This window comes from Paenibacillus silviterrae (genome assembly GCF_030167925.1).
Lineage (GTDB): Bacteria > Bacillota > Bacilli > Paenibacillales > NBRC-103111 > Paenibacillus_G > Paenibacillus_G silviterrae.
Map to the genome: position 1 here is coordinate 148,875 of NZ_JASKUT010000001.1, position 24,066 is coordinate 172,940.

General features: G+C 54.8%; 22 protein-coding genes. 18 read left to right on the forward strand and 4 right to left on the reverse strand.

Annotated features, from left to right (window positions below; all coding sequences use genetic code 11):
* A complete protein-coding gene (locus QMO62_RS00700; protein WP_284637925.1) occupies positions 1-519 on the reverse strand; it encodes a hemerythrin domain-containing protein in 519 nt (172 codons plus the stop codon).
* A gap of 225 nt (positions 520-744) precedes the next feature.
* Between QMO62_RS00700 and QMO62_RS00705 the strand changes: the two genes are divergently transcribed.
* The 3 genes from QMO62_RS00705 (at position 745) to QMO62_RS00715 (ending at position 5,214) form a co-directional block, all read left to right on the forward strand.
* Entirely contained in the window at positions 745-2,193 is a 1,449-nt protein-coding gene (locus tag QMO62_RS00705; protein ID WP_284637927.1) for a tagaturonate reductase, read from the forward strand.
* Positions 2,194-2,195: 2 nt separating this feature from the next.
* On the forward strand, positions 2,196-3,695 hold the full coding sequence (locus tag QMO62_RS00710) for a UxaA family hydrolase (protein WP_284637929.1): 1,500 nt from the start codon (positions 2,196-2,198) through the stop codon (positions 3,693-3,695).
* Between the two features lie 151 nt (positions 3,696-3,846).
* Positions 3,847-5,214 (forward strand): LysM peptidoglycan-binding domain-containing protein, encoded by a 1,368-nt coding sequence (locus tag QMO62_RS00715; RefSeq protein ID WP_284637931.1) that lies wholly within the window; start codon positions 3,847-3,849, stop codon positions 5,212-5,214.
* A 66-nt stretch (positions 5,215-5,280) separates the two neighbouring features.
* On the opposite strand, the gene lepB is transcribed toward QMO62_RS00715, so the two are convergent.
* Positions 5,281-5,838 (reverse strand): signal peptidase I, encoded by a 558-nt coding sequence (gene lepB / locus QMO62_RS00720; protein ID WP_284637933.1) that lies wholly within the window; start codon positions 5,836-5,838, stop codon positions 5,281-5,283.
* Between the two features lie 156 nt (positions 5,839-5,994).
* On the opposite strand from lepB, the gene QMO62_RS00725 reads away from it, so the two are divergent.
* The 8 genes from QMO62_RS00725 to yajC all read left to right on the forward strand — a co-directional run bounded on the left by QMO62_RS00725 (position 5,995) and on the right by yajC (position 14,042).
* Positions 5,995-6,699, forward strand: a complete 705-nt coding sequence (locus QMO62_RS00725; protein WP_284637935.1) for a BofC C-terminal domain-containing protein — start codon at positions 5,995-5,997, stop codon at positions 6,697-6,699.
* A gap of 459 nt (positions 6,700-7,158) precedes the next feature.
* Complete coding sequence (ruvC, locus tag QMO62_RS00730) at positions 7,159-7,662, forward strand: crossover junction endodeoxyribonuclease RuvC (RefSeq protein WP_284637937.1); 504 nt, start codon at positions 7,159-7,161, stop codon at positions 7,660-7,662.
* The gene (ruvA, locus tag QMO62_RS00735) at positions 7,659-8,297 is read left to right on the forward strand and encodes a Holliday junction branch migration protein RuvA (RefSeq protein ID WP_284637938.1); all 639 of its coding nucleotides are present in this window, start codon (positions 7,659-7,661) and stop codon (positions 8,295-8,297) included. Before ruvC ends, ruvA begins: the two co-directional genes overlap by 4 nt.
* 17 nt (positions 8,298-8,314) lie before the next feature.
* The gene (gene ruvB, locus QMO62_RS00740) at positions 8,315-9,319 is read left to right on the forward strand and encodes a Holliday junction branch migration DNA helicase RuvB (protein ID WP_284637939.1); all 1,005 of its coding nucleotides are present in this window, start codon (positions 8,315-8,317) and stop codon (positions 9,317-9,319) included.
* Between the two features lie 31 nt (positions 9,320-9,350).
* Complete coding sequence (locus QMO62_RS00745) at positions 9,351-11,444, forward strand: SpoIID/LytB domain-containing protein (RefSeq protein WP_284637940.1); 2,094 nt, start codon at positions 9,351-9,353, stop codon at positions 11,442-11,444.
* A gap of 9 nt (positions 11,445-11,453) precedes the next feature.
* Positions 11,454-12,512, forward strand: a complete 1,059-nt coding sequence (queA, locus tag QMO62_RS00750; protein ID WP_284637941.1) for a tRNA preQ1(34) S-adenosylmethionine ribosyltransferase-isomerase QueA — start codon at positions 11,454-11,456, stop codon at positions 12,510-12,512.
* 28 nt (positions 12,513-12,540) lie between these two features.
* Positions 12,541-13,680, forward strand: a complete 1,140-nt coding sequence (gene tgt / locus QMO62_RS00755) for a tRNA guanosine(34) transglycosylase Tgt (RefSeq protein ID WP_284644816.1) — start codon at positions 12,541-12,543, stop codon at positions 13,678-13,680.
* Positions 13,681-13,727: 47 nt separating this feature from the next.
* Complete coding sequence (yajC, locus tag QMO62_RS00760) at positions 13,728-14,042, forward strand: preprotein translocase subunit YajC (RefSeq protein WP_284637942.1); 315 nt, start codon at positions 13,728-13,730, stop codon at positions 14,040-14,042.
* Between the two features lie 111 nt (positions 14,043-14,153).
* Here the strand turns inward: yajC and QMO62_RS00765 are convergent, their stop codons facing one another.
* Entirely contained in the window at positions 14,154-14,513 is a 360-nt protein-coding gene (locus tag QMO62_RS00765; RefSeq protein WP_284637943.1) for a TIGR04086 family membrane protein, read from the reverse strand.
* A gap of 175 nt (positions 14,514-14,688) precedes the next feature.
* Between QMO62_RS00765 and QMO62_RS00770 the strand changes: the two genes are divergently transcribed.
* The gene (locus tag QMO62_RS00770; RefSeq protein WP_284637944.1) at positions 14,689-15,369 is read left to right on the forward strand and encodes a DUF421 domain-containing protein; all 681 of its coding nucleotides are present in this window, start codon (positions 14,689-14,691) and stop codon (positions 15,367-15,369) included.
* Positions 15,370-15,389: 20 nt separating this feature from the next.
* On the opposite strand, the gene spoVB is transcribed toward QMO62_RS00770, so the two are convergent.
* Positions 15,390-16,955 carry a stage V sporulation protein B gene (spoVB, locus tag QMO62_RS00775; protein ID WP_284637945.1) on the reverse strand — a complete coding sequence of 522 codons (1,566 nt, stop codon included), beginning with the start codon at positions 16,953-16,955 and terminating at the stop codon, positions 15,390-15,392.
* Positions 16,956-17,139: 184 nt separating this feature from the next.
* Between spoVB and QMO62_RS33225 the strand changes: the two genes are divergently transcribed.
* The 6 genes from QMO62_RS33225 to QMO62_RS00805 all read left to right on the forward strand — a co-directional run bounded on the left by QMO62_RS33225 (position 17,140) and on the right by QMO62_RS00805 (position 23,993).
* Positions 17,140-17,664, forward strand: coding sequence for a post-transcriptional regulator (locus tag QMO62_RS33225; RefSeq protein ID WP_348651689.1), 525 nt, complete (start codon positions 17,140-17,142; stop codon positions 17,662-17,664).
* Between the two features lie 141 nt (positions 17,665-17,805).
* On the forward strand, positions 17,806-19,038 hold the full coding sequence (gene secD / locus QMO62_RS00785) for a protein translocase subunit SecD (protein WP_284637946.1): 1,233 nt from the start codon (positions 17,806-17,808) through the stop codon (positions 19,036-19,038).
* A complete protein-coding gene (secF, locus tag QMO62_RS00790) occupies positions 19,028-19,954 on the forward strand; it encodes a protein translocase subunit SecF (protein WP_284637947.1) in 927 nt (308 codons plus the stop codon). Before secD ends, secF begins: the two co-directional genes overlap by 11 nt.
* Positions 19,955-20,052: 98 nt before the next feature.
* Positions 20,053-21,003: a cation diffusion facilitator family transporter gene (locus QMO62_RS00795; RefSeq protein ID WP_284637949.1), complete on the forward strand. Its 951-nt coding sequence runs from the start codon at positions 20,053-20,055 to the stop codon at positions 21,001-21,003.
* A 24-nt stretch (positions 21,004-21,027) separates the two neighbouring features.
* Complete coding sequence (gene recJ, locus QMO62_RS00800) at positions 21,028-23,484, forward strand: single-stranded-DNA-specific exonuclease RecJ (RefSeq protein WP_284637951.1); 2,457 nt, start codon at positions 21,028-21,030, stop codon at positions 23,482-23,484.
* Positions 23,481-23,993 carry an adenine phosphoribosyltransferase gene (locus QMO62_RS00805; protein WP_284637953.1) on the forward strand — a complete coding sequence of 171 codons (513 nt, stop codon included), beginning with the start codon at positions 23,481-23,483 and terminating at the stop codon, positions 23,991-23,993. The genes recJ and QMO62_RS00805 overlap by 4 nt, the downstream gene beginning before the upstream one ends.
* The last annotated feature ends 73 nt before the right edge of the window (positions 23,994-24,066 follow it).

Sequence of the window (24,066 nt, forward strand, 5' to 3'; positions counted from 1 at the left end):
TTAGAAGCCGATGGCGTTCGATCGATTGGCTAATGCGGCAAGAAGCTCTTCTTCTTTATAAAAATGCTGATACAGGACGTCGTAGGCCTGAAGCAAGTACGATGCCATCAAGCGCGCCTCCGAACGGGGGACGATTTGGAACATTCGCTCCGCAGCATCCAAAAATGCCGCAATATACTGCTCAGCAATTTCATGCTCCTGCTCCATTTGGGTAAATTCATCCATGGTTTCTCCAAAGTACCAAGCGACCATAGGGAAGAGGGTATTCTCCTCCCAAACTGAATGCTGATGCAGCGTCTCCATGAAATGCGTCACCTTTAGCTTCAAATCCTTCAGCGAACCGATCCAGTTAATGACGTCCTCATCCCAGCCGATCGCCTCGGCCATTCCATAAAGCTCCAACAGCTGCTGCTGCAGCAGGGTATGCTCGTCCTGAAGATGCTGGATCGAATCGTTCAGCTCCTGCATGGGAAATCCTTGGCGGGCATACATCACTTCTAACGGTACATGCGGTTTCATAGCTCATCCCTCCGATTATAAAGGCTCTAGCGCCTCTTTGGATGCCTTCAGTATAAAGTAAGTTCACGAATGAGTAAGTGAAAATAATCACAAGTGACAAAGGTTTTTCTCTTTCACAAAAAAGATGTAATTCTTTTCGTTAAGCTGCGACGTAAATCACAGGCACGCTGCCGAATCGGAGTACAATGAAGTACATAAGCCATATCTCACAGGAGGAATGTTCCTATGAATCGATTGCAAAAGCCCGCAACCCAGCGTCCGGAAAAAGTGCTGCAGTTCGGGGAGGGTAATTTTCTTCGCGGTTTCGTCGACTGGATGCTGCATCGCATGAACGAGCAGGGACAATTTAACGGTCAGGCCGTTGTCGTGCAGCCGATCGAGGCGGGGCTAACCGATTTAATTAACGAACAGAACGGGATGTACACGCTGCTTCTGCGCGGAATTCAGAACGGAGAAACCGTCGACGAGGCGGAGCTTATTACTTCCATTCGGCGCGGAATCAATCCGTACAAAGACTACAAGGCGTTCTTAAACTGTGCATTGAATCCTGAGCTGCGTTTTATCGTTTCCAACACGACGGAAGCGGGGATCGTCTTTCAGCCGGATGATTTGCTTACAGACTCGCCGCCAAGCTCCTTCCCGGCCAAGCTGACGGCATTGCTGCATAAACGATTCAAAGCGTTTCATGGAGATCCTGCAAAGGCGCTGGTCATCCTTCCTTGTGAGCTGATTGACAGGAACGGCGACCAGCTGAAGTCCATCGTTCATCAATATGCCCGCAAGTGGAAGCTGGGGGCGGATTTCCAGCAATGGCTGGAGCACTGTCACTTCCTCAACACTCTTGTCGACCGTATCGTCACAGGGTATCCGAAAGAGGAGATTGAGGCGCTTTCCGCCCGGTTCGGCTACGTCGATCGCTTGTTCAACACTGCGGAGCCTTTCCATCTTTGGGTCATCGAGGGCGATCCCGAGCTGGCGAAGGAGCTTCCGTTGACAGAGGCAGGCTTGAATGTCGTGTGGACCCGGGACATGACCCCTTACCGTACACGAAAAGTTCGTATTTTGAACGGCGCTCATACTATGACGGTGCTGGCTGCCTATTTAGCCGGGAAAGAAACCGTTAAGGAATGTATGGATGACGAGCTGATTGCAGCATACATGCAAAAGGGGCTGTTCGAGGAGATCATTCCGACGCTGGACCTGCCGGAGGAGGAGCTGAAATCCTATGCGAACAGCGTGCTGGAGCGGTTCGCGAATCCTTTTATCAAGCATTACCTGCTCAGCATTGCCTTGAATTCCGTGTCCAAATACAAGACCAGAGTGCTGCCTTCCCTGCTTGAATTTGTTTCGCGCAGACAAGAGCTGCCGTCCGTGTTATGCTTTTCCTTAGCGGCTCTGCTTGTATTTTACCGTGGGGAAAGACAGGGCGAAGCCATTGCTCTGCAGGATGACGCCCCGCATTTGGAGAAGTTCAAACAGCTTTGGTCCGAAGCGGACGGAAGCCCGTCATCGATTGACCGTTTAGTAGAAGAAGCGCTTCGTCATGAACCGTTCTGGGGGCAGAGCCTGCTGGAGGTCAAAGGGCTTCACGCCGAGGTGGCCGCTGCCGTCGAAGCCATTCTGGGGCTCGGCATGAGAAAGGCGATGGAGCAAGCGTTAAAACGGAGGAGATAACGATGGACCAAACCCATCAAATTTTGCGCATTCATGAATCCGATCAGGTCGTTGTAGCTCTATCCGCCCTAGAGGTAGGAGATACATTTCGGATCAGTAATCAGCAGGTTACGCTTACGGAAACGATAGCGCGCGGTCATAAAGTGGCGGTCGAGCCGATTCCCGCCGGGGCTCCCGTCATCAAATACGGATTTCCTATCGGTCATGCTAGGGAGGACATTCAGCCAGGGATGTGGGTGCACACGCACAACGTGCGTACCAATCTGGAAGGGACGCTTGATTACCGCTATGAGCCGGCTCCCGGCAATCCGATTACGGCGGTAGGGGAGATACCCGAATTTATGGGCTACGTCCGCGAGAATGGGGACGTGGGGATCCGTAATGAAATCTGGATTGTGGGCACCGTCGGCTGCATCAACAAAACGGCCGAAAGAATAGCTCAAGCAGCGAATGTAAGGTATGCCGGGAGAACGGAGGGCATCTTCACGTTTCCTCATCCGTACGGCTGCTCCCAGCTCGGGGACGATCAGCTCGATACCCAGCGGATATTGGCGGGCCTAGTCAGGCATCCCAATGCAGCCGGAGTGCTTGTGCTCGGTCTGGGCTGCGAAAACAATCATATCGGGGAGTTCCGAAAGCTGCTGCAAGACGTTGATCCGAAGAAGGTTCGATTCCTGTCCGCCCAGGAGACGGAGGATGAGCTGGAAGCGGGACTTGAGCTGATCGGCGAGCTGGTGGAATACGCGGAAGCCTTTCAGAGGGTACCGTGCCCCGTATCGAAGCTCGTTATCGGGCTGAAGTGCGGAGGGTCCGATGCTTTCTCCGGTATTACCGCGAACCCGCTGCTCGGGCAGGTTTCGGACCGGTTGATCGGCTATGGAGGCAGCTCCGTGCTTACCGAGGTTCCTGAGATGTTCGGCGCCGAGACGATACTCATGAACCGCTGTCGGAACGAATCGGTATTCGAGGATACTGTCCGGCTCATCAATGATTTTAAAGATTATTACGCCCGTCACGGCCAAGTTATTTATGAAAATCCGTCCCCGGGCAACAAGCAGGGGGGCATCACAACCCTGGAGGAGAAATCGCTTGGGTGCACACAGAAGGGCGGCACAAGTCCGGTGGTGGGCGTCAGCTCCTATGGAGGAACCGTGAAGGGAAACGGACTCCATCTGCTGGAGGGACCGGGGAACGACATCGTTGCCGTAACCGCATTGACAGCGGCGGGCGCCCATCTGGTGCTGTTTACTACTGGAAGGGGGACCCCGCTTGGGGGGCCGGTGCCTACGGTGAAGGTATCCTCCAACAGTGAGCTGGCGGAACGCAAAAAGCATTGGATCGACTTTGACGCAGGCCGGCTGCTTACCGGTGCGGGTTTTCCCGAAATAACGGACGAGATGATGAGCTATATTACCATGCTCGCCTCGGGAGAGGTCCGGACCTGCAACGAACGCAGCGGCTATCGCGAAATTGCCATTTTTAAAGACGGAGTTACGCTTTGACCTTCTGTAACCGGTGCGCCCTCCTGGCGGCCGGTTACAATTTTTTTAGGGAAAACATGGTCAAATGCCCACGTTGCTGCATAAACTGTATTGTTATTTTCAGATTCGTTGCTCGACTGGGAACTAGCAATACTTAGAGGAGGTTTGTGCAGTGAAAATCCATATGGTCAAAAAGGGCGACACGATGTATGAGATCGCGAAAAAGCATGATATTGATCTCAATGTATTGATTGCCGCCAACCCGCAAATTGCGGATCCGAATGTGCTGGATGTCGGGATGAAGGTGAAAATCCCGAACATGCCGAAGCCGGTAACGCCGCCGACGGAATTTCTGTATAAGCACACGGTGGTGCAAGGCGATTCCTTATGGAAAATCGGCAAGGCATGGGGGATTCCTCTCGCTGCAATGATTGCGGCCAACCCGCAGCTGAAAAATCCGAATATCCTGATGACCGGAGATGTCGTCTACGTTCCTAAGATCAAGGCGGAGCCAGCCCCTGCTGCTGCCGAACAGCCGCCTTCAGCAGGTGAAGTGCCGCCAATGGAAGCGCCGCCGGTAGCCCCGATGCCGGAGGCAGCGGAAGGGCCGCTTGCAGCAGAGCTTCCGCAAGTTCCCATGGAAATGCCTCCGATGCCAAACATAGAGCATGCACAAGAGCCTCCAAGCATCCCTGTGCCGGTACAGGATCAGGGGATGCCGTCAGAGGTGCCGCCTCTGCCGCAGCTGCCGCATCAAAATCTGTTCGAGCAATTCCAGGTGCCGGCAACGGAGGTAGGAGGCATGAATGTGGAGTTTTCCGTCATGGAAACGAACATTTGGCCGTTGCCGGAGCCTCCGCAGTTCCCTGAGATGCCGACAGACGCAGGGATGATGACTCCTAACTACCCGATGATGCCGACAGACGCAGGGATGATGACTCCTCATTACCCGATGATGCCGACAGACGCAGGGATGATGACTCCTCACTACCCGATGATGCCGACATACCCCACTGCCGGCGGAGACTGCGGCTGCGGAGGCAAGGACCCGTATTTTTCAACGATGCCGTGGGTAGATCCTGCCCTTACCTCGTACGGACCGGACATGAGCGCCGGTATGCAGCACCATGGCGTTCAGGCAATGCCGCTGCCGGGCTATACCCACGGGTTCGAGCCTCATCAACATGGGTTTGGCTATCAGGGGATTATGCAGCCTTATCATGGCGGGATGACTTATCCGGCCGGTACGCTGGGTATGCATGCAGGTGTCCCTTACGGATTCCCTTATGCACCGATGGAAAAGGAGGATTGCGGCTGCCACGGTAGGGAAAAAGAGGCGGAAGCTCAGGAACGTTCGGCTGAGGAAGCAAGCATTTCCGGAGCGTCGAAGACCGCTGAGTCCGCAGTCCCTTCCAAGCAGAAGAAGCGGAGGAAGCCGGAGACAGCGAAAGCCGCCATCCGCAGTCTGATCGCGCGTCATAAGCGTCAGGCCGAGGCGTCGGCAAGAAGATCAAAGCGCAATAAGCCGTGGATCGGCTAGGATATAAAGAAAAGGCCGGATGCTCTCAAGAGAGCTTCCGGCTATTTGTCATTGTGCTTTGAAAGGTTACTCCCCCAGCTTGACGCCGAGTACATGATCGAACGGGATAAACCCAAGATCGCGGCTATCGCGGCTGTTGTTGCGGTTATCGCCCATCACGAAGATATGATCTTCAGGGACAACCCATTTCATATCCGGCATCGGACGCATCGCTTCGCGGATATAAGGCTCTTCGAGTACGGCTCCGTTGCGGAGCAGCTGCTGGTTGCGAAGCTCCAGCACATCTCCCGGCTTGCCGATGACTCGCTTCACATACATGATCCTCTCATCCTCTTGGCCGTAAACTAAAGCCAGTAAAGGATGCTCCATAAAATCATCAAGCAAGGAACGCTTCCGTTCGACTCGGCTGTCGATAATGACGATGTCCCCATAATCGGGTACGGTACGAAAGGTATGTCCGAGCTTCGATACGTAGATGCGTTGTTCATCATGTAACGTGGGATCCATGGAATGTCCGGATACCTTGGTTGGCTGAATGACGAAGACACCGATAAGGAATGTAAGGATAATGGCGGCTGCGATGGACTGTGTCCAGGCCATAGCTTCCTTCAGTACGCTTTTCATGAGTCGCGAGTCCCTTCCTTCATTCAAAGATATGTCCCAATTATACCACGGAGGGCCGGTTGTTTCCACGAACTGAATAAATGGAAACCGTCATGGCAAATATAGTTAATAAAACATGAGCTTGTACCATCAAATCATGACTAGAAGGGGATCGCTATGACTGTGCTCAGCTTCTGGAATCAAGTCAAGAGAGAGTTGAAAAAAAGGCTGCGATGGAAGCGCCGGTGGATTCATCTGGCAGGCATTGTGCTCGCGATAGGTGCGGCCTCCGCATGGTGGATGCTGCAGGAGCACCCGGATTCGGAGCAGGGAACGGATGGACAGCAGGAGCGCATGGTGCTGGGAAGATCGATTCAAGGCCCGGCGCAGCCGGAGGAAGAGGTAAGGAAAATGGTAAGCGGCATCGAAGGAGAGCGGGAGGTTTACGCGAAAAAAGCATATGTATGCGGAGAAGAGCTGCAGCTGCTCGGAAGGATGAACTCGGCCCAAATATTGGCCTATTACAAGGAGCATCCTTCGATGACGGTGAGCCTGGCTGACGGAGGCAAGGTAGTTTTCACGGAATCGGTCAGCGATCTCTCGCCGCAATGCAAGCACAATGCTTACTTCGGTCTGGACGAGCAGGGCAATCTGTCCTTATTTGAGGGGGTGCCGGGTTCGGCGGACCGGAACGTCATTCGTACCTTTTTCCAGCTCAATATCGAGTATCTGGAGAGCAGCTTGCCTAGGGAGACGCTGAAGCAGCTTTATCAAGGCATTCAAGTCAGCGATCTGGACGAATACAACAGCGTGCTTTCCACCTTCAGCGATTACGCAGTGGAGGAGACGGAGAAGGTCATGCAGGTCGCGCCGATACAGTAAGAGCAAACATGGACACTGGATCCGTCTGGACCGGTGTCCTTTTTTGCTTGTCATACCGTGTTCATCAGGTATAATATCTGTTATAATGGGAAAGTGAACACATATGTTCGCTTTCTTTTTTTTAGCCTCTTCTGCCACATGTTGGGCAAGGAAGACGATGCTGCTGTAGGGCAGAAATCCGCGATTCCAAACGAGGTTCAGAGCAAGATTTGTGAGAAAAGGCATCTTTGAAGAAGTGGAATGACTGAAACCGAAGTGAATGGCCTCAGAATGTTGTATATTCGCAGAAATCTCCTTGATTTCGAGAGAATCGGTGGTAAAAAGTTGTATTATCGGCACAATTATATTGTTTAAAGTGGACAGGCCTACGGAACAAAAGTATGTGTTTGCCACGCAGAGAGCCTTTAGATGACGACGTAAGGCGTATTGTTAACGGCCAAGGAAATGGGAGTGTACGCTGTGAGAATACTTGGGATCGACCCCGGGATCGCGATAGTAGGTTTCGGATTCATTGATAAAATCGGGCATAAGCTGGTGCCGGTGCAGTACGGCTCCATTCAGACGGAGGCCCATACGGATGACGCCGTTCGGCTGCGGCAGGTGTACGATTCGATCGTACAGCTGATCGACAAGTACAAGCCGGATTCGGTTGGCATCGAGAAGCTGTTTTTCAACCGCAATGTGACCACCGCGCTGACGGTTGGGCAGGCTCGCGGCGTCTTGATGCTGGCCGCGGAGCAGAAGGGGCTGCCCATCGGGGAATATACGCCTCTTCAGGTGAAGCAGGCGATCGTCGGCTATGGGAAGGCGGAGAAGAAGCAGGTGCAGGAGATGGTGCGCATGTACTTGAATCTGTCCGCCGTGCCGAAGCCGGACGATGTGGCGGATGCCCTGGCGGTTGCGATTTGCCATGCGCATTCCTCCGCGTTACAACAAAAGATAAATGAGGTATCGAAGCGATGATCGATTTTCTAAGGGGAACGGTGGCGCACCGGGAAACGGAATTTGTCGTCCTCGACGTGCGGGGTGTGGGATACCGCGTGTTCTGCGCGAATCCGTATGCCGTGCTGCCGGGCAAGGATCAGGACGAGGTTACGATGTACATACATTACCATGTGCGGGAGGACGCCCATCTGCTGTTCGGCTTTACCTCCCGTGAGGAGCAGTCGATGTTTCGGCTGCTGTTAGAGGTCAGCGGCATCGGGCCGAAGGTTGCGCTTGGCGTGATGAGCGGGGGCAAGCCGGAGGTCATTGCGGCGGCCATCCAGCAGGAGAACCTGAGCTTCCTGACCAAGCTGCCGGGCATCGGGAGGAAGACGGCCCAGCGGATGGTCCTCGATCTGAAGGACAAGCTGGGGGCGGTGAGCGCAGGCTCCGAGCTGGAAGGCTTCGGCCTTGGCGGCGCAGCGGTGCTGGCTGCGCCGGCCGGTGGAGGAGCCTGGGCGGAGGCGAAGGCGGCTCTGCTGGCGCTCGGTTATACCGAGGCGGAGGCGGACCGGGCCGGCCAGGCGATCAAGCCGAAGCTGAAGGGCGACGAGACGACGGATGTAGTGACAAAGCTGGCGCTTCAGGCGCTGTTTCAGCAATCGCTTAGATAGGGAAGGGAGCAAGCAGCATGGAAGACCGCATCATATCAGCCAACCTGATGATGGAGGATCAAGCGGTGGAGCTGAGCCTGCGACCTCGCTACTTGGCGGAGTATATCGGGCAAGCGCAGGCGAAGGAAAACCTGAAGATTTATATCGAAGCGGCCAAGATGAGAAAGGAAGCGCTTGACCACGTTCTGCTGTATGGGCCTCCGGGTCTCGGGAAAACGACGCTCTCCAACATTATCGCCAACGAGCTGGGCGTGAATCTGCGCACCACCTCCGGTCCGGCAATTGAACGCCCCGGGGATTTGGCTGCGCTTCTGACCAATCTGCAGGAGGGCGACGTGCTGTTCATCGATGAGATCCACCGTCTTCACCGGACCGTAGAAGAGGTGTTGTATCCGGCGATGGAAGACTACGCGCTCGATATCATTATCGGCAAGGGACCGAGCGCCCGTTCGGTACGCCTGGATTTGCCCCCGTTCACCTTGATCGGAGCCACGACGAGAGTCGGTCTGCTGTCGGCGCCGCTGCGCGACCGTTTCGGTGTCGTAAGCCGTCTGGAATATTACACGGTGGATGAGCTGTCCTATATCGTTAGCCGGGCGTCCGAAATTTTGCAGGTGCCGATCGTCGGAGAGGCCGCTCATGAGATCGGGCGCCGTTCCAGAGGCACGCCGAGGATAGCGAACCGGCTGTTGAAGCGGGTGCGGGACTTCGCACAGGTGAAAGGCGACGGCATCATTACGCTGGAGATCGCGCGGACCGCGCTGAGCAGCATCCAAGTGGACCCGCTCGGGCTGGATGAGATCGACCACAAGATGCTTCGCTCGATCATTACGAGCTTCCAGGGAGGTCCTGTAGGCTTGGATACGATCGCCGCCTCCATCGGGGAGGAAAGCCAAACGATTGAGGATGTCTACGAGCCGTATTTGCTGCAGATCGGGTTTTTGCAGCGTACGCCGCGCGGGAGGATGGTTACGGCGCAGGCTTACAGCCATTTGGGGCTGCCGATGCCGAACCGTTCGTAGGTTTAATGGGGAGAGGAGCTGTCATAACGACATGTTAGCGATAAAGAAGGCGGCGCTGCTGATGGCGCTGCTGGGTATGGGGAGCGGGGCGCTGGTTGCCGGAGCCCCGGTCGTGCAGGCCGCTGCGGTGCCTAAGCTGGAGGTCATCCGTGTCGCGCTGTTCATCGACACAGGCAAATACAGCGCTGCGACTTCGGCGGTCACGCTTGCTTCGGAGGCCGGCCTGCACATCGGGCTGCGCGGCGCAGGCGGTGCCGTACAGCCTTTGACTTCGGCAGCGGCGAAGGAGCCGGTCCGCGTATACGCGGACGGCTACACCGTGAAGCTGCCGGAGACGGGCGACGCCGCGCAGGCGAAGACGCTGGCGCAGAAGCTGGAGGCCGGCGGTGCCGACGTGGCGATCGTGCAGCGCACGAAGCAGGGGAAGACGGCCTGGCAGGTTTACCTTGGTCCTTACGCGACCAAGGAAGCCGCAACCGCCGCCGCCAAGGGGCAGGCCGGCGCCGTTCTCGGCGGCCCGCTGCGCTGGCACGCCGGCACCTACGCCTCCGAGACGGAGGCGCAAACCGCTGCAGCCGCCCTGGCACAGGCCGGCTTCGAAGCGGACGCCGCGCTGCTAAGCAGCGGCGCGGCGGCGGCGCCTGCCTACGCCGTCCTCATCGGTGGGGCCACCGATGAGGCGGCGCTGCAGGCGCTCAAGGCGCAGCTGGCCACCGCTGCGCCGAACGTGAAGCTGCAGCCGCTGGACGCAGCTGCAGCCTATGTGCTGCTGCGCGCCGAGCAGCAGCTGAACGCGGGCGCACTCGAAGACGTGCGCGGGCTCGCCTTCGGCGGCACAAGCGCCAAGCTGTGGGCCGCTCCCGCGGCTCCCGCCGCCGGCGCTGCCGCCGCCGGCGTGAACGTGCGCGAGCGCTCGAACCGCACCTATCGGGGCGGCATCGAGCTTTCGAAGCTGAACGGGAAGCTGGCCGTGATCAACGAGCTTCCCTTTGAGCAGTACCTGTACTCGGTGCTCGGCTCCGAGCTGAGCAAGGAATGGCCCGCCGAGGCGCTGAAGGCGCAGGCGGTTGCCGCCCGAACCTACGCGCTCAAGCAGGGCGTCAAATATACGATTGCGAACGTGACGGATACGACGCTGGATCAGGCTTATAAAGGACTGACCGCCGAATTCCCGGCAGCCGTAGCGGCTGTGACGGCGACGGAGGGGGAAGTGCTGACCGACAAGAACGGGCTTGTCACGCCGGTGTTCTATTCCAATGCGGGAGGTATGACGGCTGATCCGACAGAGGTATGGGGCAATCCTGCCGCCTACCTCAAGAGCACGGCGAGCCCGGACGACGGGGCGGCGGCCGGCAAGAAAACATGGTACCGCATGGTACTGCCGAACGGCCAAACCGGCTATATTCATTCCGACTATGCACGCAACACAGGCCGGACGAATCCGGCGGGACTTCCTTATTACGAATCGACGACAACCGGCGTGAACGTACGCTCCGCGCCTTTTGTAGACAATACGAACAACCCCGCTCTGTTTCAGGTGAATATCGGCGATCAATTCGTGGTCATTGACGAGGAGCAGGAATCCAATGCTTATGCATGGATTCGCGTCTACGAAGGCTCCGAGCTGAAGGATAAGCTGAACGCAGCGAGCACGGGCGCCGTAGCGGGAAGCTTGCACCGTCTGGAGGTTACGAAACGCGGCCCTTCAGGACGTGTCATGGAGATAACCGCTAACGGCAAGCAGGTTAAGGTAGCTTATCCGGATGCGCTTCGGACGGCACTCGGCGGCTTGCCGAGCACCCGGTTTGAAATTGAAGAGACGGGACGATATACTATACTCGGAGCGAACGGTACCGTAAGGGCCCAATCTCCGGAGTCAGGTCCGATCTACATAGCGTCCGGCAGCAGCGCAGCCGAACAAGCGCAGGATCAGCTTTTCTTGCTGAATGCGCAGGGAGAGGTACGTCTGGCGACGAAGAAGGCAGGCTTCATCATAAGGGGGACGGGCTTTGGCCACGGACTCGGGATGTCCCAGTGGGGCGCCAAGGGATACGCGGAGCTCGGCTTCAATTACCAAAAAATATTGCAGACCTACTATGTAGGAGTCTCGATAACCAAGGGATGACTTGATACGATGCAAGTGGATTTGTTTGATTACCATTTACCTGAATCGTTGATCGCACAGACGCCGCTGGCCGACCGTACGGCCTCGCGGCTTCTGACGCTAAACAAGCAAACAGGCGAGATCGGCCACCATATGTTTGAAGAGCTAGAGAACTATTTGCAAGCCGGGGATGTGCTCGTATTGAACGATACGAGAGTCATTCCAGCCCGGCTATTTGGCGTGAAGGCGGACACGGGTGCGAAGGTGGAAATTTTGCTGCTGAAGCAGCTGGAGGGAGACCGCTGGGAAGCGCTGGTACGTCCCGGCAAGAAGGTGAAGACGGGTGCCACGATCCACTTCGGAGGACAACCGGAGTCTGCGGAAGCAACCGGGACGGCGCCTCTTCTAACGGCAACGGTAGAGGCTGAAGGGGAGATGGGCAGCCGAACGCTGCACTTTCAGTATGAAGGGATCTTCAACGAGCTGCTCGACCGGCTCGGATCGATGCCGCTTCCGCCTTACATCAAAGAGCAGCTCCCGGAGAAGGAGCGCTACCAGACGGTCTATGCCAAGCACGAGGGATCGGCGGCGGCGCCGACGGCAGGGCTCCATTTTACCAAGCAATATTTGCATAGACTGGAACAAAAGGGTGTACAATTAGCCTATGTCACCCTGCATGTCGGATTGGGGACGTTTCGTCCGGTTTCAGCGGAAAAGATCGAGGAGCACGAGATGCATGAGGAGTATTACGAGGTGTCGCAGGAAACGGCTGACCTGGTGAACGAAGCCAAACGCAAGGGCGGACGCGTCATTGCAGTCGGCACGACCTCGTCGCGCACGCTCGAGACCGCAGCGACGGAGGAAGGGATTCTTCAAGCGGGCCGCGGCTGGACAGGTATTTTTATCTACCCCGGCTACCGGTTCCGTATCGTCGATGCGCTGCTGACCAACTTCCATTTGCCCAAATCTACGCTGCTCATGCTGATCAGCGCTTTGGCCGGCAGGGAGCAAATTCTTAAAGCGTACCATGAAGCCGTAGAACGGGAGTACCGGTTCTTCAGCTTCGGGGACGCCATGTTCATTTACTAGCATCAGACCGACTTAAACCGAAAGAGTGATTCTATTGGCTGTGACCTATGAATATATTAAAACGTGCAAGCAATCCGGTGCCCGTCTTGGACGAGTCCATACGCCTCACGGCGTCATCGATACCCCAACCTTCATGCCGGTCGGGACCCAAGCCACCGTCAAAACGATGGCTCCTGAAGAACTGAAGGCGATGGATGCGCATATCATTCTGAGCAACACGTACCATCTGTTCCTGCGTCCCGGCCACGAAATCGTGAAAGGGGCGGGCGGGCTGCATAAGTTCATGAACTGGGATCGCCCGATATTGACGGACAGCGGCGGATTTCAGGTATTCAGCTTGAGCGAGATGCGGAAGATCAGCGAGGAGGGCGTACAATTTCGCTCTCACCTGAACGGGGACAAGCTGTTCATCTCTCCGGAGAAAGCGATGGAGATCCAGAACGCGTTAGGCGCCGATATCATTATGGCGTTCGACGAATGTCCACCTTTCCCGGCGGACCATGCGTATGCGAAAAACTCGCTGGAGCGTACTACACGCTGGGCGGAACGCTGCTTGAAGGCGCACGCACGACCTAAGGAGCAAGCTCTGTTTGCTATCATTCAAGGAGGCATGTACGAGGATCTGCGCAAGCAGAGTGCGGCCGAGTTGACTTCCATGGATTTCCCGGGGTATGCTATTGGAGGATTAAGTGTAGGCGAACCCAAGCCTTTAATGTACGAGGTGTTGGACTATACCGTTCCGCTAATGCCGGAGAACAAGCCGCGGTATCTGATGGGCGTCGGCTCGCCGGATGCCCTTGTCGAGGGCTCGATTCGCGGGATCGATATGTTCGACTGCGTGCTGCCTACCCGTATTGCCCGTAACGGTACGGTGATGACCAGCTCCGGGCGGATGATCATCCGCAACGCTAAGTTTGCCGACGATTACGGCCCGCTTGATCCGGAATGCTCCTGTTACACCTGTAAGAATTATTCCCGGGCCTATATCCGCCATTTGTTGAAAGCGGATGAAACGTTCGGCATTCGACTGACGACGTATCACAATCTGCACTTCTTGGTGGAGTTGATGAGAGGCGTTCGCCAAGCGATTCGGGAGGACAGGCTGCTGGATTTCCGCGACGAGTTTTTTGCCAAATACGGCATTGATGAGAATAGCAAGGGGTTTTAATGTAATACCACATAGAACCAGATTTGAGCGAAAGGGGGTACAGAGCGATGTTTTTAGCCAGTCAACCGGCTGCAGCGCCGGGAATCGAGGGCTACCTCGTGACTTACGGACCACTCGTCCTGATGTTCGTCGTCCTATACTTTTTACTTATTCGCCCACAACAGAAGCGTCAGAAGACAAGGACCATGATGCTGAACTCTTTGAAAAAAGGGGACAAGGTGGTTACGATCGGCGGTCTGCACGGCACGATCCTCGAGCTGACGGACGATACGGTCGTCCTACGTGTCAATGATGTCACGAAGCTGACGTTCGACCGTTCCGCGATCAACTCGGTCAGTGCTTCGGCAGCAGCCGAGAAGTAAGCAAGCGCCGAAAGCGAGGCCTGCATCCTTCGGGATGTAAGCCTCGCTTTCTTTTTTCCCTCATCATAAAAAAAAGAACCTCCGCCGCTGCCGACAGAAGTCCCTATCGCCTTACCTCTTCATATTTACCCCGACAATACCGCCGAATGCACCGCCGACCACTGAGATCAAGGTCACATATAAGGTCTGCTCCGTCATCCCTGCATCGTAAGCAAGAAAACCGATGATCCAGACGATGAGAGCGTAGAGTAGTCCGAGCAGCATCCCGTGATACCAGCCTTTCGTTCCCGCGCGTTTGCCGGAAACAAACCCTCCTGCCAACATAGCCAGTCCATGAATTCCTAGTGTTAAGCTTACCCAGGAATCTTCCTGCATCGACGTGAACACCAGCAGCATCGATCCAAGCACCGTGCCGGCCAGCATGAAAATCATGGAATACATAAGACCTGAGAACATAGGACTCCGGTTCATCCTCTTTTTCCTCCGTTCCATGCGGTTTGTACCATTGTATGGGCCCGTACCACAAAATAGTACAGGTTCTCTGCATTTCTCCGACCTTTCGGCGCATTTACCAGCAATTCACCCGGATGTGCAAAGCCGGAGGGGGTCACAATAGTCATGGAACTGTCCGAAGGAGGCTAAATCCATGATGACTCTTCTCATACGCACGATACTGATGTATTTTATCGTTTTTATGACGATGCGCATTATGGGTAAACGGGAGATCGGCAAGCTTTCCATGTTTGATCTGGTGATTTCCATTATGATTGCTGAGATTGCCGTCTTCGTCTTGGAGGACTGGCACAAGCCGATGATTGCCGGTCTACTCCCGATGGGAACGCTCGTGCTGATTCAAATCATCATTGCCCAGATCTCTCTCAAAAATGAGAAGCTTCGGCGATGGTTCGAAGGAACGCCGGTCGCCGTCATTAAGCACGGGAAGCTGGACCGGGAAAGAATGGAGAAGGAGCGGTATAACCTGGACGATCTGCTGCTCCAGCTTAGAGAAAACCGGATCAGGAACATTGCCGATGTGGAATTCGCGCTGCTGGAGCCTTCAGGAAAGCTGACGGTCATAGAGAAGCAGAGGCCGGAGGGGGAAGCGAAACAGGAAGATAAGGAAGGCAAACCGCTCTTTCGGTATGAGGGCTTGCCGGTTCCGTTGATTATGGACGGGAAAGTGCAGGATGAAAGCTTGGAGAAGCTTGGAAAAACCCGTTTCTGGCTAAAGCGCGAGCTGCAAGCGAAAGGGATTAAGGACTTCAAGGAAGTATTTTTCTGCTCGCTGGATTACCGGGGACGATGGTACATCGATAAAAAACGATAAGCCGGCGCATAGCGCAAGATCTATTTGACTATGCGCTTGCTCAAACGAGTAAATCGAAGCAGATCGTTCCGATTGATCAATCCGAAAATCAAAGCGAAAATTAGATAAAGAGCAACCCCTGCTGCGGAGGCGGTAACAAACCGGATAAAGGCGTAGTCCGACCAAGAGGTATACATAGTCAAGTAGCTAAGCGCACCTGCCGGTGTCATGGCAAATAGTACCTTAACAAAGTCAGAGCTGTTCATGCGGAACTTTAACAGTCTGACAAGACTGTTCCAATGCAGTAACGTAACCAGCACGATATTGACGTTGATAGCCATGACGACCCCGAGAATTCCGTATTCCGGACGGCTCGCAACAAAATAAATGATCAGTAGCTTCGCACTGGAGCCGATGAAGGTGTTGATGAGCGCGCTTCCCGGTCGCTCCAATGCCTGCAGGGCTGCCTGCAGCGGTGCCTGAAAGTAAATGAAAAGGGCAACAGGAGCCATCATCTTCAGCATGGTGCCGACCTGCTGCTGTCCGTACATATAGAGGCATAGCGGTTCGGCCAGCACGAACATGATGACGGCGAAGGGCGCGCCGGTAACGAGCGCCAGCTTGAGAGATTGATGCAGTCTGGCGTGAATGGTCGCCATATCTCCCCGGGCTTTCGCATCGGACAGCGAAGGCACTAAGGAAACGGACAAAGAGTAGGTAAGCGCACTCGGTAGGAGCAGCACGGGGATGACCATCCCTTGCAATGCGCCGTATTGTGCGGTTGCTACGGCGGTGACGATGCCTGCTGCAGCCAGGGCTTGGACGGTTAGGATTGACTCAAGCAGGTAAGAGGCGGAGCCGACCAGCTTGCTGCCGGTAACCGGTACGGCAAGTCCAAGCAGCTGGCGCAGACCGTAGAGTCTTCCCGGAGCCAGGCTGGATCCTATCTTGGCCTTGGGACGGGTCGGACGAATTTTCCGGTCTGTTTTATAGTGGTAAGCCAGGACAAGAAGTGCACAAATCTCTCCGATGAGAACGCCTACCATGGCTCCCGCAGCGGCAAACTCCAGCCCGTATGGAAGCATCAGGTAGGATAATATCAGAACGAAGATGATCCGAAAAAGTGTCTCGACTACCTGGGACATGGCTGTGGGAATCATGTTCTGGCGTCCCTGGAAGTAGCCCCGCAGCACAGCGGAAATACTGACGAAGAAGATAATGGGATTCATGCATAGGAACGTATAATATACCCGTTGATCCGTAAAAAAGTGACGGGTAATCCAGCCTGCTCCCAGATAGCTTAAGGCTGTAAAGAAAAGCCCCAAAGCACACGAAAGCAACAGGGCCGTGCGAAAAATGCGTCTCACTCTCGCTTCATTCGCCTCCGCTTCCGCCTCTGCGACCAGCTTGGCCACTGCAATAGGAATCCCGCCTGTGATGAAGGTTAGAATGAGGATGAGAAACGGGTACCCCATCTGATACAAACCGACGCCCTCAGGTCCGATGACTCGGGGAAGGGTGATTCGCGGGATGAAGCCCAATATGCGGTTGATCATGCCCGCGGCCAGCAGGATCATCGTTCCCTTAATAAAGGATTGTTTGGTCACGAATATTCCTCATTTCTATACGACAATGGATGGTTAGAGACCGGACTACTAATGGATATGCTGGACCTGTCCCATCGCATGCTACAATTTTTATTATGCGGTAGCGCCTATCCCCGGCAGGAATTCCACGGGAAGAGGGCGAATGTAACATCTAGCAAGCTGCTACGCAGGGGAGGGGTTTCATGTGAGCGACGACGATGCAAAACGCGACAACGAGGAAAGTGCGGAGACAGAGCGTATGTCGGAAGGGACATCGGACAATGGCCGGCAGCCGGAACTGCCAGGAGATGTACCTTATATGGAACGCTTCTTTGGGGGAACGGTCGGAGATGCCGCGAAGCGGACGATGGAAAATGAGAACGGCGCAATAGTGGACGATACAGCAGAGGTTGTTCCATCGGAGTCGGAACACACGGAGATCTCTATGCTGGAGGAGGAATCGTTGGAGCTGGCACGGACGCAGGAACCAGACGCCATGTCCGATGAAGAGCTCAATCGCACCATGGAAGAGATTTGCCTTAGTAAAGCCCAGGAATTTCGGATGCTGGGATACGAGCAGGTCTCGGGAATGGATATTTGGGAATGCGTGAGCGACAAATATCATAAGACCGGCATGCCGCCGCTTCACCGCGTGGTGAACGATATTTTATCGCTTAAGGTGACGCAATTTATGAATTGGATGACCATTTCGATGTATAAGAAGGGCTGATAGGCGTTCGTCAACATGTCCATTTGTTGAAAATGGGCATTTTTTTGTGTTATCGGTGGGAATTCACCCTCTTTTCTTCAAATTGACTCGTTTTTTGTAGGAAAGTATAATAGGACTATTGAGTTAAGGAAGGAGAACGTTATGGACATCAAAAGAATACTTTCTTTTTTCGCCATCGTATTGATCCTGCTAGTATCCATTACGGTGACAAGTCCGCAGCTGGTTAAGAATATAAAGCTCGGTCTGGATTTAAAGGGCGGTTTTGAAATTTTATTCGTTGCCGAGCCGATCGAGGCCGGGAAGCCGGTGACGCGCGAATCTCTGAATCAAACGGCGCACAGTCTCGAGAAGCGTGCTGACGCGCTGGGGATCGCCGAGCCGGAGGTAACTACAGAGGGCTCCGACCGCATCCGGATTAAGCTGGCCGGTGTGGAGAACGAGGAAGAGGTACGCAAGATTATCAAGAAGCCGGCCGAGCTGACGTTCCGCGGTCCTGACGGCACCAAGGAAATGCTCGGAAGCGATTTCGTTGAAGGCGCGGCGAAGGTCGAGTACGATCAAGCCAACCGTCCGGTCATCTCCATTCAGGTGAAGGACGCTGAGAAATTTAAGAATGTGACACAGAAGCTTATCGGTCAGAAGCTGTCCATCTATTTGGATGAAGCCATGCTGTCCGATCCTGTGGTACAGCAAGTATTGCCTGACGGACGGGCGACCATTACGGGTAACTATACCTATGATCAAGCCAAGCAATTGGCCGATACGATCAACCTGGGCGCGCTGCCGCTCAAGCTGACGGAGAAATACACCCAAAGCGTTGGTGCATCTCTCGGACAAGCGTCTCTTCATCAAACGGTGGAAGCGGGGCTCATCGGCTCCGTACTGATCCTGATTTTTATGCTGGTGTTCTATAGAATCCCCGGTATCGTGGCATCGATTACCATTCTTACGTATGCGTGGCTGCTGCTGCTCGTATTTGACCTGATGAACGCAACCTTGACGCTCCCGGGTATCGCTGCCTTCATTCTGGGGATCGGTATGGCGGTAGACGCCAATATCATCACGTATGAGCGGATCAAGGAAGAAATCCGCAGCGGCAAGAGCATTCTTTCTTCCCTGCGCTCCGGCTCCAAGCATTCGTTCCGTACGATCATGGATGCCAACATTACGAACATTATCGCTGCCGTTGTGCTTTACTACATCGGGAACGGAGCGATTCGCGGCTTTGCCCTGATCAACATGCTCAGTATCGTGCTCAGTATTTTGACCAACGTCTTCTTGGCTCGGATCCTGATCCAAATGCTGATCCGCGGCAACCTGTTCAAGAAGCCAAGCTATTTTGGTGTGAAGGAGGCTGAAATTCGTGCCCTCTAACGAGAATACAACAAAGATTCGCTATGATTTCGTCAAGAACCGCAAGCTGTTCTACACCATTTCCATGGCGATTACGATAATAGGTTTGGTCATGCTTTTGGTCAGCGGTATGAATTATGGCGTTGACTTCAGCTCCGGTACGTCCATGGACATTTCCGTAGGCAAAACGTTAACGAAAGAGCAAGCCGAGAAAACCTTAATGGATGCGGGAATCGAGAAAGCCGTTGTCACGGTTGGCGGCGAGAACAGCGATCGGGTATCGGTAAGAATCAGCGATACCTTGTCCGAGGATGCCGTTAAGAAAGTGAAGGATACGTTCTCGACCGCCTTCGGACCGCAGGTTTCTCAAGAAGTGAATGCCGTTACGCCGGATATGGCGATCGAGCAGCGCAATAAGGCGATCCTTGCGATCGGTATTGCGAGCATCGCGATTTGTATTTATGTCAGCATCCGTTTCGAATGGCGTTTCGCTATTGCCTCTATTATTGCCATTCTGCACGATGCTTTTGTCGTTATTGCCTTTTTTGCGATTTTCCGGTTCGAGGTGAATTTGCCGTTTATGGCGGCCGTATTGACCACGATCGGTTACTCCATCAATGATAAAATCGTTATTTTTGACCGTGTGCGCGAGAATCTGCGGTTTGCGAAGCTGAAGTCCTCCGAGGACCTCGCTAAGCTTCTGAACGATTCGATCTGGCAAACGATGGCTCGTAACATCAATACGGTTATTACAGTATTGATCGCGGCTGTATGTCTCTTGATCTTCGGCAGCGAGTCCATTAAGCTGTTTGCGCTTGCCAAGCTGGTCGGATTGACGAGCGGAGCCTATTCTTCGATTTGTATCGCAGGTCCGCTTTGGTACTACTTCAAAAACAAATCGCTCAGCAGCAGCAAAAAGGCGAAAGCGGTGGCTTAAAAGCACTTACTTGGCCGCTGGAAACGGCATGTTTTCAGCGGTTTTTCTTTTCCGCTGCTTTATTAGGGATAAGATACATAAACATGGAGGAGTGCCTCGTGACGGACGAACGTTTCAAGCAAGCGACAAGAGGCGCCTGGGTCGGCTTGATCGGCAATATGGCGCTGGCGCTTATGAAAGGGATCATCGGCTTTGCGGCAAATAGTAAGGCTCTCTTGGCGGATGCCGCTCATTCCGCTTCTGAAGCGGCCCGTTCGCTTAAGGAGTGGAGCGGCAACCAATCCGTAAACCAGCCATCGGTGGAGGATCCGACCTCTTTATCCGGGAAGGCGGGCAAACGATGGGATCTTTTAGCACCGGTCCTATTGATGGTTCTCGGTCTTGAGATCGCTTTGTCGTCATTGAAATCAATAGTTTCCGGCGTAACGGAAGCACCGGGCATTTTGGCTCTCATCGCGGTAGGTGTTTCCATTGTCGTAACGGAAGCCATTTTCCAGTATAAGTATCGGACCGGGAAAAAAACCGGCAATGCCATGCTTGTGACGAATGCTCTGGAGCACCGTACGGATGTGGCCACTTCGGCCGCCGCATTTATTGGCGTTGGGGGTGCCATCCTAGGTACATATTTGGAAAGCAATCATTGGTATTATTTGGACCCTGCCGCAGGGTTGTTCATTTCGTTCGTCCTTTTGAAAAAAAATTACGGGCTGATGGCGGCAACGTTACATAGCTCATCGGATCGGCTGCTTCAGCAAGAGGATGCGGCGGATTTGATAGAGACCGTACAGCGGATCAAAGGTGTCATTGCGGTAGATGATTTGAAGGCGAAAGAGCATGGGCACTACGTCCTCGTCGACGTGAGGATTAGTGTAAACCCTCGTATTACCGTACAAGAGGGACATGACATTGCCCGCACGGTGAGACACGCGCTGATGAAGCGATTTACCCATGTATCCGATGTAATGATCCACGTGAACCCCTACGACCCAGGATATCCATACAAGAGTCAAGCGGCGGAACAGGACGATATGCCGACCGTGCTGCATTGACAGGCGAAAGGAGGAAGGCACGACGTGCTTAAAGCAAAGGCAAGATGGAACATGGGGGCTGCGGATGAGGCGCGGGTTCAGGAATGGGTGGAGCAATTCAACATTTCGCCGCTGCTCGCCCGGCTGCTCGTGGTTCGAGGGATGACACAGACAGAGCATGTCGCTGACTTTCTTTACGGAGGAACGGAGCAGGCTCACGATCCATTCCTGCTGGATGGCATGGCTGCAGCAGTGGAGCGGATCCGGATGGCCATTCGGTTGGGAGAGCGGATACGCATCTACGGCGATTATGACGCAGACGGCGTTAGCAGCACTACGCTTATGGTGCATTTGCTGCGCCAGCTGAACTGCCAATTTGATTATTACATACCGCACCGCGTGCATGAAGGCTACGGATTGAATGAAGGCGCTCTGGACAAAGCGGATGCCGCGGGAGTCACGCTGCTGATCACGGTAGACACAGGGATTAGCGCGGTTCAGCAAATTGCGTATGCGAAAACGCTGGGCATCGATGTGATTGTTACGGATCACCACGAACCTCCGGAAATACTGCCGGAGGCATACGCACTGATCAATCCGAAGAAGCCGGGCTGTCCGTACCCGTTTAAGCAGCTTGCCGGCGTCGGCGTTGCGCTTAAGCTGGCTCAGGCGCTGCTGGGCAGATGGCCCGAGGAGCTTGCGGAATATGCCGCTATCGGCACGGTGGCGGATTTGATGGCTCTCCAAGGCGAAAACCGCATCATCGTGAAGCAGGGATTGAAGGCAATGCGGGCAACCTCGAATTATGGAATTAAAGCGCTGCTCGGTGTAGCCAACGTTCCCGTCCGAGAGGTAAACAGCACGCATATCGGCTTTGCTCTGGCGCCGCGGATTAATGCCAGCGGGCGTCTGGAGAATGCGGATGCCGCCGTCCGGTTGCTTACGACGGAGTCGGAGCAAGAGGCTGAGCAGCTGGCGTTCGACCTGGACCTGCTGAACAAGGAACGGCAGAAGCTGGTGGAAGAGATGACGAAGGAAGCTGTTGCACTGGTAGAGCGGAGAAAGCAGGAAACCGGCGAGCTCCCTCCGGTCATCGTCGCCGCTCAAGAAGGCTGGAATGTCGGTGTGATCGGTATTGTTGCTTCCAAGCTGGTAGACAAGTTTTACCGGCCGACGGTTGTGCTGGGCATTGACCCAGCGACCCGCATGGCCAAGGGGTCCGCTCGATCCATTGCCGGCTTCGATCTGTACCAGGGCCTGTCCCGCTGTCATGATCTGATGGACCATTTCGGCGGCCATCAGATGGCTGCCGGAATGACGCTTTCGCAGGAACATCTTCCCGAGCTGGAGCGCAGGCTCGGGGTGCTGGCACAGGAATGGCTCGAGCCGGAGGACTGGTCTCCTTTGCTGCAAGCCGATTTGGCGTGTAGCCTTAGCGACGTAACGGTTGATGTTGTTCAGCAGCTCGAGCAGCTCGCTCCATACGGGATGGGCAACCCTTCTCCGAAATTTGTTTTCACGGACCTTCTGCTCAGCGATATGCGGACCATGGGAAAGGAGCAGCAGCATCTAAAGCTGTCTCTTCGCTCCAAGCAGCGTCCGGAGGCAGGATCGTATGATGCGGTGGCCTTCGGGAAAGCGGGGGTAACGGACTGGTTAAGCTCGGCTGCCCCGATTGAGGTGCTGGGCGAGCTGTCGATCAACGAATGGAACGGGGTGCGGAAGCCGCAAATCATGGTAGCCGATCTTCGGGTGCCTGCCGTGCAAATCTTCGACTGGCGAGGAACGACGAAGCCGGAATCCAAGCTAAGCGAGCTTTGTGCGCGACTTAAGTCGCCGGTATGGGGAGAGCCGTTCGATATCCCGGCCTTGATCCTGTTCAGCGAGCCGGAGCCTGCGGCGTTGGCCTCCAGTAAGTGTGCCTATTCCTTATGGGGGATGGATTCAGCCGGAGCCGTAGTTCCCCTCAATGCAGAGGCCGGGAAGCGGAATATCGAGGAAGCAGCCGATATTGTGCTTTATGCTTTGCCTGACGATCTGGGGCAGCTGAAAGCCTTGGGGCAGCAGGCTAAAGGCGTGCAGCGCTATTATGCGGCATTCGGAGGCTCGGAGCCGGAGCGCGGGGCCGGTGTGGTCCCGGGGCGAGATGGCTTCAAGGCGGTTTATTCCGCTGTCAGTGCCTTGGGCAAGGATCCGGAACGGAAGCTTCCGCCTTCCGCCTTCGTGCAAGCAATTTCCAAGCGGTCCGGATTGTCACCGGGCGCGATTGGGTTTATACTTGACGTGTTTGAAGAACTTGGTTTTGTTCAACGCTCGGAAGTCGGATACCGTCTTGTACCGTCGCCAGCGAAGAAGGATTTGACGGACTCTGCAGCCTACCGACGCCGGCAGAGCCGGTCCGAAACGGAGCACACGCTGCTGTATTGCTCTGCAAACGATCTAGCCTCCTGGTTGGTTGTAAATAAAGCCGAAGATAAAGAAATGTTGGAGGGAATTGTATGAATTTCAAGGAACACATCCGGGTGATTGAGGATTTTCCGCAGCCTGGAATCAGCTTTAAGGACATTACGACATTGCTGGGCAATGGGCCGGTTTACAAAGAAGTGATCAATGAGATGGTACGCCGTCTGGAGGGCATAGAGATTGACGTGATCGCAGGTCCCGAGGCCCGCGGCTTCGTTATCGGTGCGCCGCTGGCGGTTGCGCTCGGCGTAGGCTTCGTACCGATCCGGAAGAGCGGCAAGCTGCCGGGCAAGACGATTGAAGCGGACTATGCGCTGGAATACGGCAAGGATAAGCTGGCGATGCACGATGATGCCATTCGTCCCGGCCAAAAGGTGCTGATCGCTGACGATCTGCTTGCCACAGGAGGTACGATCTCTACCTCGATCAACTTGGTGGAGCAGCTCGGAGGCAAGGTCATCGGGGCAGCCTTCTTGATCGAGCTGCTGGAGCTGCAAGGCCGCGAAAAGCTGAACGGCGTAGAGGTATACTCTCTCGTTCAATACTAAGGTTTAGGGACCCGGAGCGCCATGGGAGGCGGCTTCGGGTTTTTCTGTTCTCTCCCCGCGGGATGGAATCTGA